18 protein-coding genes are annotated in these 18,053 nt (G+C 55.6%); 7 read left to right on the plus strand and 11 right to left on the minus strand.

What is annotated here, in order from left to right; translation table 11 throughout:
• Window positions 1–12 precede the first annotated feature (12 nt).
• The 6 genes from ELK40_RS18405 to syd all read right to left on the minus strand — a co-directional run bounded on the left by ELK40_RS18405 (window position 13) and on the right by syd (window position 5,757).
• The gene (locus tag ELK40_RS18405; RefSeq protein WP_127732178.1) at window positions 13–1,353 is read right to left on the minus strand and encodes an enolase C-terminal domain-like protein; all 1,341 of its coding nucleotides are present in this window, start codon (window positions 1,351–1,353) and stop codon (window positions 13–15) included.
• Entirely contained in the window at window positions 1,350–2,708 is a 1,359-nt protein-coding gene (locus tag ELK40_RS18410; protein ID WP_127732180.1) for an MFS transporter, read from the minus strand. Before ELK40_RS18410 ends, ELK40_RS18405 begins: the two co-directional genes overlap by 4 nt.
• A 294-nt stretch (window positions 2,709–3,002) precedes the next feature.
• The gene (locus ELK40_RS18420) at window positions 3,003–3,452 is read right to left on the minus strand and encodes a flavodoxin (protein ID WP_127732182.1); all 450 of its coding nucleotides are present in this window, start codon (window positions 3,450–3,452) and stop codon (window positions 3,003–3,005) included.
• A 24-nt stretch (window positions 3,453–3,476) separates the two neighbouring features.
• Window positions 3,477–4,253 carry a tRNA pseudouridine(65) synthase TruC gene (gene truC, locus ELK40_RS18425; RefSeq protein WP_127732184.1) on the minus strand — a complete coding sequence of 259 codons (777 nt, stop codon included), beginning with the start codon at window positions 4,251–4,253 and terminating at the stop codon, window positions 3,477–3,479.
• On the minus strand, window positions 4,250–4,579 hold the full coding sequence (locus tag ELK40_RS18430) for a YqcC family protein (RefSeq protein ID WP_047173524.1): 330 nt from the start codon (window positions 4,577–4,579) through the stop codon (window positions 4,250–4,252). Before ELK40_RS18430 ends, truC begins: the two co-directional genes overlap by 4 nt.
• A 632-nt stretch (window positions 4,580–5,211) precedes the next feature.
• Complete coding sequence (gene syd / locus ELK40_RS18435; RefSeq protein WP_127732186.1) at window positions 5,212–5,757, minus strand: SecY-interacting protein; 546 nt, start codon at window positions 5,755–5,757, stop codon at window positions 5,212–5,214.
• 69 nt (window positions 5,758–5,826) lie between these two features.
• Between syd and queF the strand changes: the two genes are divergently transcribed.
• From queF to xni, 5 genes are all read left to right on the plus strand, one after another.
• Complete coding sequence (queF, locus tag ELK40_RS18440) at window positions 5,827–6,669, plus strand: NADPH-dependent 7-cyano-7-deazaguanine reductase QueF (protein ID WP_127732188.1); 843 nt, start codon at window positions 5,827–5,829, stop codon at window positions 6,667–6,669.
• A 116-nt stretch (window positions 6,670–6,785) separates the two neighbouring features.
• A complete protein-coding gene (ppnN, locus tag ELK40_RS18445) occupies window positions 6,786–8,150 on the plus strand; it encodes a nucleotide 5'-monophosphate nucleosidase PpnN (protein ID WP_023309027.1) in 1,365 nt (454 codons plus the stop codon).
• A gap of 515 nt (window positions 8,151–8,665) precedes the next feature.
• Window positions 8,666–9,961, plus strand: coding sequence for an HAAAP family serine/threonine permease (locus ELK40_RS18450; protein ID WP_111965430.1), 1,296 nt, complete (start codon window positions 8,666–8,668; stop codon window positions 9,959–9,961).
• A gap of 65 nt (window positions 9,962–10,026) precedes the next feature.
• Window positions 10,027–11,394 carry an L-serine ammonia-lyase gene (locus ELK40_RS18455; RefSeq protein ID WP_111965429.1) on the plus strand — a complete coding sequence of 456 codons (1,368 nt, stop codon included), beginning with the start codon at window positions 10,027–10,029 and terminating at the stop codon, window positions 11,392–11,394.
• Window positions 11,395–11,506: 112 nt separating this feature from the next.
• Window positions 11,507–12,262, plus strand: a complete 756-nt coding sequence (xni, locus tag ELK40_RS18460; protein WP_127732190.1) for a flap endonuclease Xni — start codon at window positions 11,507–11,509, stop codon at window positions 12,260–12,262.
• A gap of 61 nt (window positions 12,263–12,323) precedes the next feature.
• On the opposite strand, the gene rlmM is transcribed toward xni, so the two are convergent.
• The 4 genes from rlmM to ELK40_RS18480 all read right to left on the minus strand — a co-directional run bounded on the left by rlmM (window position 12,324) and on the right by ELK40_RS18480 (window position 15,346).
• A complete protein-coding gene (gene rlmM / locus ELK40_RS18465) occupies window positions 12,324–13,424 on the minus strand; it encodes a 23S rRNA (cytidine(2498)-2'-O)-methyltransferase RlmM (protein WP_111965427.1) in 1,101 nt (366 codons plus the stop codon).
• Window positions 13,417–13,812 carry a DUF423 domain-containing protein gene (locus ELK40_RS18470; RefSeq protein WP_023309031.1) on the minus strand — a complete coding sequence of 132 codons (396 nt, stop codon included), beginning with the start codon at window positions 13,810–13,812 and terminating at the stop codon, window positions 13,417–13,419. Before ELK40_RS18470 ends, rlmM begins: the two co-directional genes overlap by 8 nt.
• Window positions 13,813–13,851: 39 nt before the next feature.
• On the minus strand, window positions 13,852–14,769 hold the full coding sequence (gene gcvA, locus ELK40_RS18475; protein WP_032643156.1) for a glycine cleavage system transcriptional regulator GcvA: 918 nt from the start codon (window positions 14,767–14,769) through the stop codon (window positions 13,852–13,854).
• Window positions 14,770–15,118: 349 nt separating this feature from the next.
• Window positions 15,119–15,346, minus strand: coding sequence for a YgdI/YgdR family lipoprotein (locus tag ELK40_RS18480; protein WP_008499648.1), 228 nt, complete (start codon window positions 15,344–15,346; stop codon window positions 15,119–15,121).
• Between the two features lie 192 nt (window positions 15,347–15,538).
• On the opposite strand from ELK40_RS18480, the gene csdA reads away from it, so the two are divergent.
• The gene (gene csdA, locus ELK40_RS18485; RefSeq protein ID WP_127732192.1) at window positions 15,539–16,744 is read left to right on the plus strand and encodes a cysteine desulfurase CsdA; all 1,206 of its coding nucleotides are present in this window, start codon (window positions 15,539–15,541) and stop codon (window positions 16,742–16,744) included.
• Window positions 16,744–17,190, plus strand: a complete 447-nt coding sequence (csdE, locus tag ELK40_RS18490) for a cysteine desulfurase sulfur acceptor subunit CsdE (protein ID WP_115876194.1) — start codon at window positions 16,744–16,746, stop codon at window positions 17,188–17,190. Before csdA ends, csdE begins: the two co-directional genes overlap by 1 nt.
• Here the strand turns inward: csdE and tcdA are convergent.
• Window positions 17,181–17,987, minus strand: coding sequence for a tRNA cyclic N6-threonylcarbamoyladenosine(37) synthase TcdA (tcdA, locus tag ELK40_RS18495; protein WP_003862764.1), 807 nt, complete (start codon window positions 17,985–17,987; stop codon window positions 17,181–17,183). The genes csdE and tcdA overlap by 10 nt on opposite strands.
• Between the last annotated feature and the right edge of the window lie 66 nt (window positions 17,988–18,053).

Consider the following 18,053-nt stretch of genomic DNA (forward strand, 5'->3'; position numbering starts at 1 on the left):
GTAATCCTTTTATCAGTGACGTCCAAAAACAGGGCGCTTACGGTCAAATGTCCAGCCGGGGATAAGGTACTGCATCGGGCCCGCGTCGTTACGCGCGCCGCCCGGTAGCTTTTTATACGCCTCATGGGCTTTATGGATCCGATCCCAGTCCAGCTCCACGCCCAGACCCGGCGCATCCGGTACGGCAATTTTGCCATCTATGATTTCCAGCGGATTTTTCGTCAGTCGGGCTTCACCTTCCTGCCAAATCCAGTGGGTATCGATGGCGGTCGGGTTACCCGGCGCCGCCGCGCCAACGTGGGTAAACATCGCCAGCGAAATATCAAAGTGATTGTTCGAGTGACAGCCCCAGGTGAGCCCCCACTCATCGCACAGCTGGGCCACGCGGACTGCGCCTGAGAGCGTCCAGAAGTGCGGGTCCGCCAGCGGTATGTCGACGGCGTTAAGCATCACCGCGTGACCCATTTCGCGCCAGTTGGTGGCGATCATATTGGTCGCGACCGGCAGCCCGGTGGCGCGACGGAACTCAGCCATGACTTCACGACCCGAGAATCCTTGCTCCGCGCCACAGGGGTCTTCTGCATAGGTCAGGACATCGCCCAGCCCTTTGCACAGGCTAATGGCTTCATCCAGCAGCCATGCGCCGTTGGGATCGACGGTGATCCGTGCATCAGGGAAGCGTTTTTTCAGCGCCCGGGCCGTTTCAATCTCCCGCTCGCCGGGCAGCACGCCGCCCTTCAGCTTGAAATCCTTAAAGCCGTAGCGATCCTGCGCCGCCTCGGCCAGCCGCACCACCGCGCCGCTGGAGAGCGCTTCCTGATGGCGCAGCTGATACCAGTCGTGATCGCCCGCGGTTCGGGCCAGATAGGGGAGATCGGACTTATTGCGATCGCCAACGTAGAACAGATAGCCCAGCACGGTGACCGCATCGCGCTGTTTGCCGGGCCCCAGCAGTTCGCAGACCGGGACATTGAGCGCCTTCCCCAGTAAATCAAGCAGAGCCGCTTCCAGGGCAGCAACCGCGTTGACGCGCAGTTCAAACGTCCAGGCACCTTTACCGAACGTATCAAAGTCTGCCGACTGATTGCCCTTATGCACCCGCTGAACCACCTTGTTCAGACGGGCGACCTCCTGACCCACTACCTGCGGAATGGCATCAACCAGCGTCTGGTAAATCACCTCTCCGCCAGGGGCCTCGCCCACGCCGGTATTCCCTGCGCTGTCTTTCAGCACGACGATATTACGGGTAAACCAGGCATTATGCGCACCGCCAATATTGAGCAGCATGCTGTCCTGCCCGGCCACCGGGATGACCTTCATCTCCATGACGGTTGGGCTCGATTGCGTTGTCATGATCTACGCTCCGCAACAGGTTTAAGTTCGACGCGTTTGATATCCCCCACCAGCACCAGGTAACTCAGTACCGCCACCAGCGCATGCACACCCACGTAAATCAGCGCACCGTTGAAAGAGCCGGTGGTGCCGACGATGTAGCCGATAGCGATGGGCGTAACAATCCCGGAGATGTTGCCGAACATGTTGAACAGACCGCCGCTCAGGCCGCTGATCTCTTTCGGTGCCGTATCCGCCATCACCGCCCAGCCCAGCGCGCCAATGCCTTTGCCGAAGAAGGCCATCGCCATAAAGCCGATAATCATCCACTCGGCATTGACGTAGTTACAGAACACCATGGTCATGGAGAGCAGCATGCCGAGCACGATAGGCGTTTTACGCGCGATGTTCAGGGAACCGGTGCGGCGCATCAGCCAGTCGGAAATCACCCCGCCGAGCACGCCCCCCACGAAGCCGCAGATGGCCGGGACCGAGGCGACAAACCCCGCTTTCAGAATCGACATTCCGCGTGCCTGCACCAGGTAAACCGGGAACCAGGTGATGAAAAAGTAGGTCAAGGCGTTGATACAGTACTGGCCCAGATAGATGCCGATCATCATGCGCGAGCCGACGAGCTGCCTGATCTGCGCCCATTTCTGGCTGAACGGCACTTTCGCCGTCGAGGATTTCTGATCCATGTTGATCAGCGCGCCGCCTTCCGCGATGTACTCCAGCTCTTTTTTGTTTACGCCAGGATGCTGGTTGGGTTCGTGGATCACTTTCAGCCAGATAAAGCTGATGACGATCCCAAGCCCGCCCATGAAGAAGAAGACGTGTGACCAGCCCACCTCATGGGTCAGCCAGCCCATAATGGGCGCAAAGATCACCGTCGCGAAGTACTGTGCGGAGTTGAAAATCGCCACCGCCGTTCCCCTCTCCTGCGCCGGGAACCAGGCCGCCACAATGCGGCTGTTGCCCGGGAAGGAAGGTGCTTCCGCTAGCCCCACCAGGAAGCGCAGCGTGAAGAGCGCCACGATAATGCCGAAGCCGCTGAAGATATCGACGAAGCCCTGCAGCAGGGTAAAGGCAGACCAGATGAAGATGGACCAGAAATAGACGCGTTTCGAGCCAAAACGGTCCAGCAGCCAGCCGCCAGGAATTTGCCCGATGACGTAGGCCCATGAGAATGCGGAGAAAACGTAACCCATCCCCACCGGATCAAGGCCGATATCTTTTGCCATTTCCGAACCGGCAATCGACAGCGTGGCGCGGTCACCATAGTTAAAGGACGTGACGATAAACAGCATCACCACTATCCAGTAGCGGGCATAGGTGCGCTTTTCAGCGCTGCTCGCTGCGTGGCTTAATGTACTCATTGTTGCACTCCTGAAACATAGCTTTCGCCTGGTTCATTCTGTACAGCACCGGTAGGGTAATCAGAATGAGATTGGTTTTTGTCGTTTTAGTACGGCCTGAAGCCGTTTTATAGTGACCGGGAAAGTATATGAAGGAGAGCCTCTTCTCCTCACCGTGCAAAAACACAACATTGAAAGGAGTAGGGAACGTGGTTTGGGGCATAAGCCCAAAGCAGTGGAAGATGCTTCACGGAATCGAGGATTTGGTGTGGCTTCGTTGCCGGGTGGCGGTTAAGCCTTACCCGGCCTGGAGAACTATTTAAGCAGCGTTGCCCAGTGTTCGACCCACGGGTTTGATTCGCTTTCTGGCTCCGGGTGCTCACCCGCGTCAATCAGCAGCATCTCGCCGACGCGCTGGGCGCTCTGTTCCTGCAGGAGCGCATCGAACTGCTTGCCGCCGCCGCAGAAGTTGGCGTAAGAGCTGTCGCCGAGGGCGATGATGCCGTAGTGAACATCTGGCTGATAGCCAAGCAGGTCTTTAATGCCCTGGAACAGCGGCACGATGCTGTCCGGCAGGTCGCCCTGCCCGGTGGTGGAGGTCACCACCAGAATGTATTTATCTTTATACTTTTCCCAGTCCGCCAGCTCCGGATCTTCATAGACCGTGGCTTGATGGCCCTGGCTGGCGAGTATTGCCTCAGCCTCTTCCGCTACCAGCAGCGAGTTGCCGTACATTGTGCCGACAAAAATGCCTACTTCAGCCATGCTATTTTCCCATATTGAATGCGTTTACTGTTCATCCTGAACGTTGCCCGATACAAACTCAACCCTTTCATTTTCGGGGAGTTGTCCCAGCCAGCCAAACTGTGACAGCGCCTGCATCCAGACGTCGTCCAGCCGCGCACGGATAGTCAGCGGCTCGCCGGTAAACGGGTGCGTCAGGCTGAGCTCGCTCGCGTGCAGCATCAGACGATGGCAGCCAAAGTGTTCGGCCGCGCTGCGGTTCTGGCGTAAATCACCGTGTTTGCTGTCGCCAATAATCGGGTGGCGCAGATGCGCAAGGTGGCGTCGCAGCTGGTGCTTACGCCCGGTTTTGGGCAGAAGCTCAACCAGGCTATAGCGCGTGGTCGGAAATTTGCTGGTTGCCACCGGCATTTCCGTCGTCGCCATACCGCGATAATCCGTCACGGCGGGCTGGGGGCCTTTGTCATCGCGGGCAAATTTATCGGCGATTTTGTCCAGCTCCTCCACCAGCGGGTAGTCCAGCGTGGCGGACTCGGTCAGCCAGCCCCGCACGATCGCGTGGTAGCGCTTCTGGATCTGATGTTGTTCAAACTGCTGCGCCAGCAGACGCCCCGCCTCGCTGGAAAGCCCCATCAGCAGCACGCCGGAGGTCGGCCGGTCGAGACGATGGGCGGTAAAAACATGCTGACCAATCTGATCGCGAACGGTCTGCATCACCACCACTTTCTCATCACGATCGAGCCAGCTGCGGTGTACCAGCCAGCCGGACGGTTTATTCACCGCCACCAGCCACTCGTCCTGATAGAGGATCTCAAGCGTCATGCATCTTCACCGGCAAACAGGGAATCCAGTTTTTCCAGTTCGACCAGCATGACGTCGCGCGCAGGATGCGTCGCTTCGAGCGCCATTTCATAATAGGGAGAGACAGCAAACGCCTGCGGCAGCGGATGACCGCCCTCAAGCAGGGCGTGCATGCGCGGAATTAACACCCACTGCAGCCACTCAAACGGGGCCAGCGTATCCAGGCAGAAAGGCTGGGTGCTCGCGAACGCTTCTGGCTGCGGCGCGGTCTCCTGCCACAGCTGATGTTGGCGCAAAAGGGCTTCGATGGCGTGCAACTGAGCACGAACGCTATCGTGTTGCGTCATAGTAACCTCAACTGAAAAAGTGAACGGCGCGCAGCATAGCATTGCGGAAGGCAGAAATAAAAAAAGGGAGCACTGTAAAAACAGTGCTCCCGGTTCGTTTCGCAGCATTCCAGCTACAATTCGTGCTCCCTGCTCATCCGTGACAACTTTTCCTGAAGCCCGAAGGCCTGGTCATCCGTCTACCTTTTGCATCCTTCACACATCTTCCTGACGTGTTTGTTTCATCCTGAAACGTCCTGGCCTTCCTGACCCACCGACCATCCTGACCGGCTCTCTTTCTCCTTCCTGGAGGTGTCCCTTACGCATCCTGCGTTATCCGCTTCGCTTCATCCTGAAGCCTTCCTGCAGCGCCATCCTGACGAGTCCTGACTGAGAAACGCCATCATCCTGATGTTCGTTTCTCGTGTCGGCTTCCTGTCGACGGAGATAGAATCCGCTATTCCGCTTCGTCTTACAACCCACTCAGCCAGCGTTGTAAGACGCCGGGACTCCCTAAAAATAATAGGCAAAACAACTAATTCATTGAAAAATAGAGTGATATTAATCTGAATTAAATGAGGTAATACTGAATGTTCCAGCGATCTCTCACAAACGTTGTAAGAGATCTCTCACACGCGATATAGCATCAGGGATTACAGAAGTGGCTCAAGTCGGGTGAGGAAATCCGCAAGAGAGGGGGCGAGAGTCTCGCGATTGCGGGTACCGATAGTCTCTTTAACCACTTCACCTGACAGGTTACAGACGGAGATAACGTCGAGCTCGCTGTCCAGCGTGGCAATAAAGAGCGTCGGAGAAAGCTTAAGGCGTTTTTGCGTGACAAGATGACCAATCAGGTTTTCCTGAACACGCTGCAGATCGTCTTCGCTCCAGGTCTGCAACAGCGTCAGCGTGATATCGGCAAAGCGCGCGGGCATATCCCCTGCAAACTGCGCGGTATAAAATGCGTGAACCGCTGGTTGTACCACAATGTCCATTGCCCGCTCAACCGCATTTACATTTTGCTCGCCGTCGAAGGGTTTTGGTTGCCAGATAACGTAACCGTCGAGCGAAGAGATAATACACGGTGAAGGTACGCCATATAAATCAGAACTTTGCGGCCACGAGCCCTGCTTTTCATGCCATGCGTCGCAGTAGCGGGTCGTAAAGGTAGTGAGGGCATTTGCAGTTTCGATGTCCACCGATTTCTCTCTTCTTGTCAGACAGGATAAACTCAGGCCATAAGTGTACCTGTAAAGTGGCTATGAAACATGTCTTACGAAAATCATCAGGCGTTAACCGGCTTAACGCTGGGTAAATCGACCGATTACCGCGATACCTACGATGCAAGCCTGCTGCAGGGCGTGCCGCGCAGCCTGAACCGCGATCCTCTGGGTCTGCACGCAGACGCGCTGCCGTTCGTGGGTGGCGATATCTGGACGCTGTACGAACTCTCGTGGCTCAACGCACGCGGCCTGCCGCAGGTGGCGGTGGGCCACGTTGAGCTGGACTATGCCAGCGTGAATCTCGTCGAGTCTAAAAGCTTTAAGCTCTATCTCAACAGCTTTAACCAGACAAAATTTAACAGCTGGGACGACGTTCAGCACACGCTGGAACGTGATTTAAGCGCCTGCGCGCAGGGAAAGGTGAGCGTTTCACTGTATCGCCTGCACGAGCTGGAAGGGCAGCCAATCGCCCACTTCAACGGGACCTGCATCGACGATCAGGATATTGAGGTGGAGAATTATGAATTTAGCGCCGATTACCTCGAAAACGCGGCGAGTGGCAAGGTGGTCGAAGAGACGCTGGTCAGCCATCTGCTGAAATCCAACTGCCTGATCACCCACCAGCCGGACTGGGGCTCGGTGCAGATCCAGTACCGCGGCCCGAAAATTGACCGGGAAAAATTGCTGCGCTACCTGGTGTCATTCCGACATCACAACGAATTCCACGAGCAGTGCGTGGAGCGCATCTTTAGCGATATTCAGCGCTTCTGCCAGCCAGAAAAACTGAGCGTTTATGCGCGCTATACCCGCCGCGGCGGTCTGGACATCAACCCGTGGCGCACCAACACCGATTTTGTGCCGGCGACCGGACGGCTGGTGCGTCAATAATATAAATATTTTCACAATATGCGCGGTATCTTCCGCGCTTTAGGTTGTGAAACGTCACGCGCCAGGGCTATTGTAATCAACAGGGAAAGACGATAATCGTCCCGTAAGGAGCTCACTTGATTACACATATTAGCCCGCTTGGCTCAATGGATATGTTGTCGCAGCTGGAAGTGGACATGCTTAAGCGCACGGCCAGCAGCGATCTTTATCAACTGTTTCGTAACTGTTCACTTGCCGTACTGAACTCCGGAAGCCTGACAGATAACAGTAAAGAACTGCTGTCCCGCTTCGAAAGCTTTGATATCAACGTGCTTCGCCGCGAGCGTGGCGTGAAGCTTGAAGTCATCAACCCGCCGGAAGAGGCCTTTGTTGACGGGCGTATCATTCGTTCACTTCAGGCTAACCTGTTTGCCGTGCTGCGTGACATCCTGTTTGTTAACGGGCAGATCCACAACGCAGGTCGTTTCCAGCATCTCGATCTGGAAAGCTCGGTCCATATCACTAACCTGGTGTTCTCCATTTTGCGTAACGCCCGTGCGCTGCACGTCGGCGAAGCGCCGAACATGGTTGTCTGCTGGGGCGGCCACTCCATTAACGAAACCGAATACCTTTATGCCCGTCGGGTTGGAACGCAACTCGGCCTGCGTGAGCTGAATATCTGTACCGGCTGCGGTCCGGGTGCGATGGAAGCACCAATGAAAGGAGCGGCGGTTGGGCATGCGCAGCAGCGCTACAAAGAGGGACGGTTTATTGGCATGACCGAACCGTCCATCATCGCCGCTGAGCCACCTAACCCGCTGGTTAATGAGCTGATTATCATGCCGGATATTGAGAAGCGTCTTGAAGCGTTTGTCCGTATCGCCCACGGCATTATCATCTTCCCGGGCGGCGTGGGGACAGCGGAAGAGTTGCTCTATCTGCTGGGTATTCTGATGAACCCGGCCAACAAGGATCAGGTTCTGCCGCTGATCCTGACCGGGCCAAAAGAGAGCGCCGACTACTTCCGCGTGCTGGACGAGTTTATCGTGCACACGCTGGGTGAAGCCGCGCGTCGTCACTATCGCATCATCATTGACGATGCCGCGGAAGTGGCGCGCCAGATGAAAAAAGCGATGCCGCTGGTGAAGGAGAACCGTCGCGATACCGGCGATGCGTACAGCTTTAACTGGTCAATCCGTATTGCGCCAGACCTGCAGATCCCGTTCGAGCCAACGCACGAAAATATGGCGAACCTGAAACTCTACCCGGACCAGCCGGTGGAAGTGCTGGCTGCCGATCTGCGTCGCGCCTTCTCCGGTATTGTCGCGGGCAACGTGAAAGAGATGGGCATCCGCGCCATTGAACAATACGGTCCGTACAAGATCCACGGCGACCCGGAGATGATGCGCCGCATGGACGACATGCTGCAGGGCTTTGTCGCCCAGCACCGCATGAAGCTGCCAGGCTCAGCCTATATTCCTTGCTACGAAATCTGCACATAACGCTTAGCGATATCTCATCAAAGCCGGATCGCCCTGTTGCGCGTCCCGGCTTTTTTTATTCCTGATGTAATTCATACGAATCACTTATGTCTTTAACAAACTATGCCCAAACGCAAACGATTACCTTGTTTTCTCAACCGTAAATTATCAGCCTTAATCTAAATTACCCGTCAGAAAATACTAAAAACCCCTTTCTTTACAGCTAAAGACACCTATATCACGGGCCAGTCTTTCAGCTCACATGTCGTTGGTGGTAGCCTTCGCGCCCGTAAATTCTCTTTGGTGTTTTTTTAACAGATAAATGGTCTAAAGATGCCCACATCATAAGTGGATTATTGCATTTGGGATCAGGATCACTGATAGATTCATAACTAGAATGTATCTTTCCGCCCGCCAATAGTTACGGGCAAAAATTATTAAAAAACCGTCACTGAACGAATTTCATATTACCGTCAGGCACTTTTTCATCGGATTTGACTAAAAACCTGACAATTCGCTTCCTCCAGGAGATATAGATGGAAACCACTCAAACCAGCACCGTTGCTTCGATTGAATCCCGAAGTGGTTGGCGCAAAACGGATACCATGTGGATGCTTGGCCTTTACGGCACGGCAATCGGCGCTGGTGTACTGTTCCTTCCTATCAACGCAGGCGTCGGCGGTCTGATTCCGCTGATCATTATGGCTATCATTGCTTTCCCGATGACCTTCTTTGCACACCGCGGTTTGACCCGCTTCGTGCTGTCCGGTAAAAACCCGGGCGAAGACATCACTGAAGTGGTTGAAGAGCATTTCGGCGTGGGCGCAGGTAAGCTGATTACCCTGCTCTACTTCTTCGCGATTTACCCTATCCTGCTGGTTTACAGCGTGGCGATTACCAACACCGTTGAAAGCTTCATGCTGCACCAGCTGCACATGACGCCGCCTCCGCGTGCCATCCTGTCTCTGATCCTGATTGTCGGCATGATGACCATCGTGCGCTTCGGTGAGCAGATGATTGTGAAGGCGATGAGCGTGCTGGTGTTCCCGTTTGTGGCTGCACTGATGCTGCTGGCCTGCTACCTGATCCCACAGTGGAACGGTGCAGCGCTGGAAACCCTGTCCCTAAGCAGCGCATCGGCGACCGGTAACGGCCTGCTGATGACCCTCTGGCTGGCGATTCCGGTAATGGTCTTCTCCTTCAACCACTCTCCAATCATCTCTTCCTTCGCCGTTGCGAAACGTGAAGAGTACGGTAACGGCGCAGAGAAGAAGTGCTCCAGCATCCTGGCACGCGCTCACATCATGATGGTTCTGACCGTTATGTTCTTCGTCTTCAGCTGCGTACTGAGCCTTTCCCCGGCGGATCTGGCTGCAGCGAAAGAGCAGAACATCTCTATCCTGTCTTACCTGGCGAACCACTTTAACGCACCGCTGATTGCGTGGATGGCACCGATCATCGCGATTATCGCCATCACCAAATCCTTCCTGGGCCACTACCTCGGCGCACGTGAAGGCTTCAACGGTATGGTGATTAAATCTCTGCGCGGTAAAGGCAAGAGCATTGAAATCAACAAGCTGAACAAAATCACCGCGCTGTTCATGCTGCTCACCACCTGGGCAGTAGCGACCCTGAACCCAAGCATTCTGGGCATGATTGAAACCCTGGGCGGCCCGGTCATCGCGATGATTCTGTTCCTGATGCCGATGTACGCGATTCAGAAAGTCCCTGCTATGCGTAAGTACAGCGGTCATGTGAGCAACGTGTTTGTGGTTATCATGGGTCTTATCGCAATCTCTGCGATCTTCTACTCCCTGTACACCATGTTCTGATTACCACCCGCGCCGTTTTCGGACGGCGCACTCCTCCCTCTCTGACTGAAAGCAATGGACGCATCATGATTAGCGTATTCGATATCTTCAAAATCGGTATTGGTCCTTCCAGCTCTCATACCGTCGGACCGATGAAAGCCGGTAAGCAGTTCACGGATGACTTGATTGCACGCGGCATCTTGCACGACATCACCCGCGTGGTTGTCGATGTATACGGCTCGCTTTCTCTGACCGGGAAAGGCCACCATACCGATATCGCCATTATCATGGGCCTGGCGGGAAACCTGCCGGATACCGTTGATATTGATGCGATCCCTGGTTTCATCCAGGACGTTAATACCCACGGGCGCCTGCTGCTGGCGAACGGCGAGCACGAGGTTGAATTCCCGGTTGACCACTGCATGAATTTCCATGCGGACAACCTGTCGCTGCACGAAAACGGCATGCGCATTACCGCGCTGGCCGGCGAAAAAGCGGTATACAGCCAGACGTATTACTCAATCGGCGGCGGCTTTATCGTCGACGAAGACCACTTTGGTCAAACCAGTACTTCCTCTGTCGAGGTGCCGTATCCGTACAAAACGGCGGCAGACCTCCAGCGCCACTGCCAGGAGACGGGCCTTTCCCTCTCCGGCCTGATGATGAAAAACGAGCTGGCACTTCACAGCAAAGAGGAGCTCGAACAGCACTTCACTAACGTCTGGGAAGTGATGCGCGGCGGTATTGAGCGCGGGATCACCACCGAAGGCGTTCTTCCGGGCAAACTTCGCGTGCCGCGTCGTGCTGCAGCGCTGCGCCGTATGCTGGTGAGCACCGACAAAACGACCACGGACCCGATGGCCGTGGTGGACTGGATCAACATGTTCGCCCTGGCGGTAAACGAAGAGAACGCCGCAGGGGGCCGTGTGGTCACCGCGCCGACCAACGGTGCCTGCGGTATCGTTCCGGCGGTGCTGGCGTACTACGACAAGTTTATCCGTGAAGTGAACGCGAACTCGCTGGCGCGCTACCTGCTGGTGGCCAGTGCAATTGGTTCGCTGTATAAGATGAACGCGTCTATTTCCGGTGCGGAAGTGGGCTGTCAGGGTGAAGTCGGCGTGGCGTGCTCTATGGCGGCGGCGGGTCTGGCGGAACTCTTGGGCGCAAGCCCGGCGCAGGTGTGCATCGCAGCGGAAATCGGCATGGAACATAACCTGGGGCTGACCTGTGACCCGGTTGCCGGCCAGGTACAGGTGCCGTGCATCGAGCGTAACGCGATTGCCTCCGTGAAGGCGGTTAACGCGGCGCGAATGGCGCTGCGCCGCACCAGCGAGCCTCGCGTCTGTCTCGATAAGGTTATCGAAACCATGTACGAAACCGGTAAAGATATGAACGCCAAATACCGCGAAACCTCTCGCGGCGGCCTGGCGATGAAGATCGTAACCTGCGATTAAGCCTCTCAGGAAGCCTCGTTTTGCGAGGCTTCTTCCTGTTTTCCCCACCATTCATAGTTTCACGCTGCTGACAGTGTTACCCTTCACGTATGAGATAGAAGGGAGATTATCTGTGGCCGTTCATTTACTTATCGTCGATGCACTAAACCTGATTCGCCGTATCCATGCGGTACAGGGGACGCCTTGTAAAGACACCTGCCTGCACGCTCTGGAACAGCTTATCCGCCACAGCGAGCCCACCCATGCGGTCGCGGTTTTTGATGACGAAGACCGCAACACGGGCTGGCGACACCAGCGTTTGCCCGACTACAAAGCCGGACGCGCACCGATGCCGGACGATCTTCACGCTGAATTGCCCATGCTGCGCGCTGCATTTGAACAGCGGGGCGTCCCCTGCTGGGGCGCACAGGGAAATGAAGCCGACGATCTCGCGGCCACTCTGGCCGTAAAGGTAGCCAGCGCCGGGCAACAGGCCACTATTGTTTCAACTGACAAAGGCTACTGTCAGCTGCTCTCCCCAACTATCCGCATTCGCGACTATTTTCAAAAACGCTGGCTGGACGCGCCATTTATTGCCAGCGAGTTCGGCGTCTCGCCTGGACAACTGCCTGATTACTGGGGGCTGGCAGGCATCAGCAGCTCTAAGGTTCCGGGTGTCGCCGGTATTGGGCCGAAAAGCGCCGCGCAGCTGCTGGCCGATTTTCAGAGTCTGGAAGGGATTTACGCCCGTCTGGATGAGGTGCCGGAAAAGTGGCGCAAGAAGCTGGAGGCGCATAAAGAGATGGCGTTTATCTGCCGGGAAATCGCAACGCTACAGACGGATTTACAGCTCGACGGGAATTTACAGCAGCTGCGTTTAGAACGTTAAAACCACTACACAGTTTTTTTGCCCGGTAAGCGCAGCGCCACCGGGCAAAACAAAGCACGTACTATCGCTCGTCGCGACGTCCGCCGACCGCAGCCCACCAGCGACGAATGTGCACCGTCACCTCTTCGCGGTCGTGATACAGCTGACGCGCCTGGATCTCCACGTTAATACCGTGTTCATCCATCTGCTCCTGAATGTAGGCCAGGTTCTGCGACACTTCCTCATAGCGCTTTTTCATCGGCAGCTTGAGGTTGAAAATGGTCTCACGACACCAGCCGTTGACAAGCCAGGAGGCCATCAGCGCGGCGACTTTTGCCGGCTTCTCAACCATATCGCACACCATCCACGAGATGTTGTTACGGTTCGGGCGATAGCGGAAACCGTCTTCACGCAGCCAGGTGACCTGCCCGGTGTCCATCAGGCTTTGCGCCATTGGGCCGTTATCAACGGACGATACCCACATGTTGCGTTTCACCAGCTGATAGGTCCAGCCGCCCGGGCACGCGCCAAGGTCGACGGCGTACATGCCGTTTGCCAGACGCTCATCCCACTCATCCGCCGGGATAAAGACGTGGAACGCCTCTTCCAGCTTGAGCGTGGAACGGCTTGGCGCATCGGCCGGGAAGCGCAAACGCGGGATGCCCATAAAGAAGGGAGAGTTGTTGGTGGTGTACGAATAGCCTGCATAGCAGCAGCCCGGTGCGATAAAGAAGATATGCACCACCGGACGCTTCGGCGTTTCGTAGTTCGTCAGCACGCCCGCATCACGCAGTGCCGCACGCAGCGGCACGGTGAACTTACGGCAGAACTTCATCAGCTCTTTACTTTCGTTGGTATCCGCCACTTCAACGCGCAGATCGCCGCCCTTTTCAACCACGCCCTGCAGCATGCCGACAATTGGCGTAATGCGGTCCTCCGGCGGAAGATCCTTCAGCAGCTCACCCGCAACAAACATCTGGCGAGCAAAGATCAGCGAGCTGAACGGCAGCTCGCGTGCCAGCTTGTCTGCGTCTTCGGGCTGGTAGCACTCGAATACCACATAGCCCGCGTTCTCTTTTACGCGGGCAAAGCCGAAGACTTCGCGCTTCGCCGCTTTATCGGTAATTTCCGCGGCGCACTCTTTCTCAAACCCCGGGCGACAATATAAAACAACCTTATTCATGAACAACGCCCTTGCGTTTCAGACGGATAGCTCCGATAAACATTAATACCCAACCCGCCAGGAAGCTGAAGCCACCGACGGGTGTAACGAACGCCCACAGGCGTAGATGTGAGAGTGCAAGGCAGTACAGGCTACCGCTGAATAACACGGTACCCAGCGCCATAAACACGCTGCTCCAGTAAAACCAGATACTGATACGACGCTGCATCGCCACCGCCAGCCCAAAAATAGCCAGCGTGTGGAATGCCTGATATTCAAGGCCGGTCTGGATCCAGCCCATCTCTACAGCGCCCAAAGACTTGCTTAATACATGTGCGCCAAAGGCGCCCAGTGCAACAAAAATAAAGCCACTCACCGCGGCAAAAATCAGCATGAATCGGCTGGTCATGTTTAAGTCCTGAGTTGATGCGTGCCCGGCACACAAACGTTATTGTTCATACCTGAAGCGGAATTTTTCTTGCTCGGTTGCCGCTTTCGCCAGTATCCACTGCCGGAAGGCGGCTATTTTACCCAGTTCTGCCTGACTGTCATGACAAACCAGATAAAACGCATTCTTGCTGACCAGTACATCATTAAAAGGGCAGACCAGGCGGCCTGCCTCAATTTCAGACTGCGCCATGACGTTGTTCGCCAACGCCACGCCTTGTCCGTGAATGGCAGCCTGTAACACCATCGCACTGTGGCTAAAGATGGGTCCCTGCTGCACGTTTATATGAGTAAGACCTAATTGACGGGTATAAGTTTGCCAGTCGCGGCGAGAGGCATCATGCAAAAGCGTATGCTGCGCCAGATCAGCGGGAGACTTCAGCGCCTTGTCGCCCGTTAACAGCAGGGGAGAACAGACCGGCAGGAGATATTCTGCGTATAATTTCTCAACACGCAAGCCCGGCCAGTTACCGCGACCATAAAAAATGGCGACATCCACGTCATCGGCCAGCTTGTCCTCCTGACGATCTACCGCCTGGATTCGAACGTCGATCCCCGGATAAGCTGAGTTAAAGCTTGAGAGTCTGGGCACCAGCCATTGAATCGCAAAACTGGGCAATAAACTGACAGTCAGGGCACCTTTTGCACTGCGAGCCTGCAGCTTACGCGTGGCTTCCGTAAGCTGGGAAAAAATCTCTTTAATATCCTGAAAATAACTCTGCCCCTCTTCGGTCAACAGCAACGAACGGTTGCGTCGACGAAACAGCTTAAGGCCCAGAAAATCCTCCAGAGACTTGATTTGGTGACTTACTGCGGCCTGTGTCACAAAAAGCTCATCTGCTGCGCGGGTAAAGCTCAGGTGACGTGCTGCTGCATCAAAAACACGTAATGCATTAAGAGGTGGCAATCGCTTTGACATGGTTATCTGGCTTAGATGTTAACGGATTTTAACAAACAGGAAACAACGTTTAACCTATTAGTTTTTTTTATCTGAGCCATTATAATTTGTCCGTTGAGGAACTACCAGCAAATACCTATAGTGGCGGCACTTCCTGAGCCGGAACGAAGAGCTTTTTTCGGAATGCGTGTTCTGAAGGGCTTTTGGCTTACGGTTGTGATGTTGTGTTGTTGTGTTTGCAATTGGTCTGCGATTCAGACCACGGTAGCAACGCTACCAATTTTTCACTTCCTGTACATTTACCCTGTCTGTCCATAGTGATTAATGTAGCACCGCCAATTTGCGGTGCTTTTTTTTCGCTTGCGATCTGTTAATGCTCGATCTCTTTCATCTCTTTCACGTCCGTGCGGTTGATCTGCTGCTTGTTCCCGTTAGCATCTTTGTACGAAATCATCCCGGTATCATTATCGGTAGTCGGTTTCCCTTCCGAAACGATAGAACGACCATCGTTGGTGTGCATCACGTAGTTATTACCAGAACAGGCGCTCAGGGCAAAAGTAAACGCACAGGCAGAAATGATTGCAGCTGTCTTATTCATGATTATTCTCCTTTAGCAATTAATGCTATTCAAACCTCGATTTATAACAGGCTAAAACATCCGCCTAACACTATTTAGCATAACCTGCTTTTTTAGGGTCATCAGGATAAGCAGACAATTCTGATAGATATCAACCTCCTTGCCCTGCAGCTGAAATTGCGCGACGATCGCTATATTGAAATGAGGAATCCCATGAACGCTTTCAGCCCTGCGCAGTTCCGCGCACAGTTTCCGGCCCTGGCCGATGCCGGTATTTATCTGGATAGCGCCGCCACCGCCCTTAAGCCCCAGGCGGTGATTGAGGCCACTCAGCAGTTCTACAGCCTGAGCGCCGGGAACGTACATCGCAGCCAGTTTGCCGAAGCGCAGCGGTTAACCGCGCGCTATGAAGCGGCACGCGATCAGGTCGCTCGCCTGATCAATGCCGAAAGCGGGAAAAACATCGTCTGGACGCGCGGCACGACCGAGGCCATCAACATGGTGGCCCAGTGCTACGCGCGCCCGCTGCTTCAGCCGGGCGATGAGATCGTCGTCAGCGAGGCGGAACATCACGCCAACCTGGTGCCGTGGCTGATGGTGGCCGAGCAGACGGGCGCACGCGTGGTGAAGCTTCCGCTGGGTGCAGACCTTCTGCCCAACGTGGCCCGCCTCCCCGAGCTGATTACCTCCCGCAGTCGCATTCTGGCGCTCGGACAGATGTCGAACGTCACGGGAGGTTGCCCGGATCTGGCTCAGGCCATTCGCATAGCCCATGCCTGCGGGATGGTGGTGATGGTTGACGGCGCTCAGGGCGTGGTGCACTTCCCCGCCGACGTGCAGGCGCTGGATATCGATTTCTATGCCTTCTCAGGACATAAACTTTATGGGCCAACCGGTATTGGGGCGTTGTACGGCAAGCCAGAACTGCTGGCAAAAATGACGCCGTGGCTTGGTGGCGGCAAAATGATTACCGAAGTGTCGTTCGAGGGCTTCAAAACGCATGACATCCCCTATCGTCTGGAAGCCGGTACGCCGAACGTGGCGGGGGTGATTGGCTTAAGCGCGGCGCTGGAGTGGCTGGCTGAAATCGACATTGTTCAGGCTGAAAGCTGGAGCCGGGGGCTGGCGACGCTGGCAGAGGAAGAACTCAAAAAGCGCCCGGGCTTCCGCTCGTTCCGCGTTCAGGACTCAAGCCTGCTCGCCTTTGATTTTGCGGGCGTACATCACAGCGACATGGTGACGCTGCTGGCCGGGTATGGCATTGCCCTGCGTGCCGGACAGCACTGCGCCCAGCCGCTGCTGGCGGCGCTTGGCGTTAACGGTACGCTGCGCGCCTCGTTTGCGCCGTATAATACCCAAAGCGATGTCGACGCGCTGGTTGCCGCCGTTGACCGTGCCCTTGAAATACTGGTGGATTAATGACTAGCGCTGCTTTAGCCGGACATCCGTTTGGCACCGTCATCACAGAAGAGACCTTGAAACAGACCTTCGCCCCGCTCCAGCAGTGGGAAGATAAATATCGACAGCTGATCCTGCTGGGTAAACAGCTCCCTGCCCTTTCAGACGATCTCAAAGCGCAGGCGAAAGAGATCGCAGGCTGTGAAAACCGCGTCTGGCTTGGCGTGAGCGTCTCCGGCGAAAAGCTGCACTTCTTCGGCGACAGCGAAGGCCGGATTGTCCGGGGCCTGCTGGCAGTATTGTTGACCGCTGTTGAAGGAAAAAGCGCGGCGGAACTGCTGGCCCATTCGCCGCTGGCGTTATTTGATGAGCTTGGGCTGCGCGCGCAGCTCAGCGCCTCGCGCGGTCAGGGGCTGATCGCGCTAAGCGAAGCCGTGCAGGACGCCGCACGCCAGGCTCAGGCCTGACGCTCCGCTTTCGCCATCATCTTCTTCAGGGCGTGTGACACCGCCACAAAGCCAAAGGAAGCGGTCACCATCGTGGCCGCGCCAAAGCCTGAGGCGCAATCCATTCTCTTTGGTCCTTCCGCCGTGCTTTTCATCGCGCACACGGAGCCGTCCGCCTGCGGGTAAACCAGCGCTTCGGTCGAGAACACGCAGTCAACGCCCAGCTTGCCTTTGCTGTTCTTCACCACGTTAAAGTCGCTCTTCAGGCGCTCACGCAGCTTAGCCGCCAGCGGATCCTGAATGGTTTTCGCCAGATCGGCTACCTGGATCTGCGTAGGGTCGATTTGCCCGCCCGCGCCGCCCGTCGTCACCAGGGGAACCTTGTAACGACGACAGTAGGCGATCAGCGCCGCTTTTGGCCGCACGCTGTCGATGGCGTCAATCACATAGCTGTAGCCTTTGCTCATATACTCCGCGACGTTATCTGCCGTCACAAAGTCGTCGATCACCGTGACCTGACATTCCGGGTTGATCAGGCGGATACGCTCCGCCATGACCTCAGACTTCGCCAGACCAACGTTATCGCGCAGGGCGTGGATTTGACGGTTGGTGTTGGTGACGCAAACGTCATCCATGTCTATCAGCGTGATTGCGCCAATACCGGTTCTCGCCAGTGCTTCTGCCGCCCACGACCCCACACCACCAATGCCCACGACGCAGACATGCGCATCCGCAAACAGCTGCAGGGCTTTTTCACCATATAAACGTGCCGTCCCGCCAAAACGCTGGCGCCAGGCATCGCTGATTACCACAGACATAAAACCTCAGATGTAAAAAGGGTGAGGTTATCCTCACCCTGAACAGTAATCCGTATTGCGCTCAGA

Origin of the sequence: Enterobacter sp. N18-03635 (assembly GCF_004006055.1) — a bacterium.
In the GTDB taxonomy this organism is placed as follows: Bacteria; Pseudomonadota; Gammaproteobacteria; order Enterobacterales; family Enterobacteriaceae; genus Enterobacter; species Enterobacter vonholyi.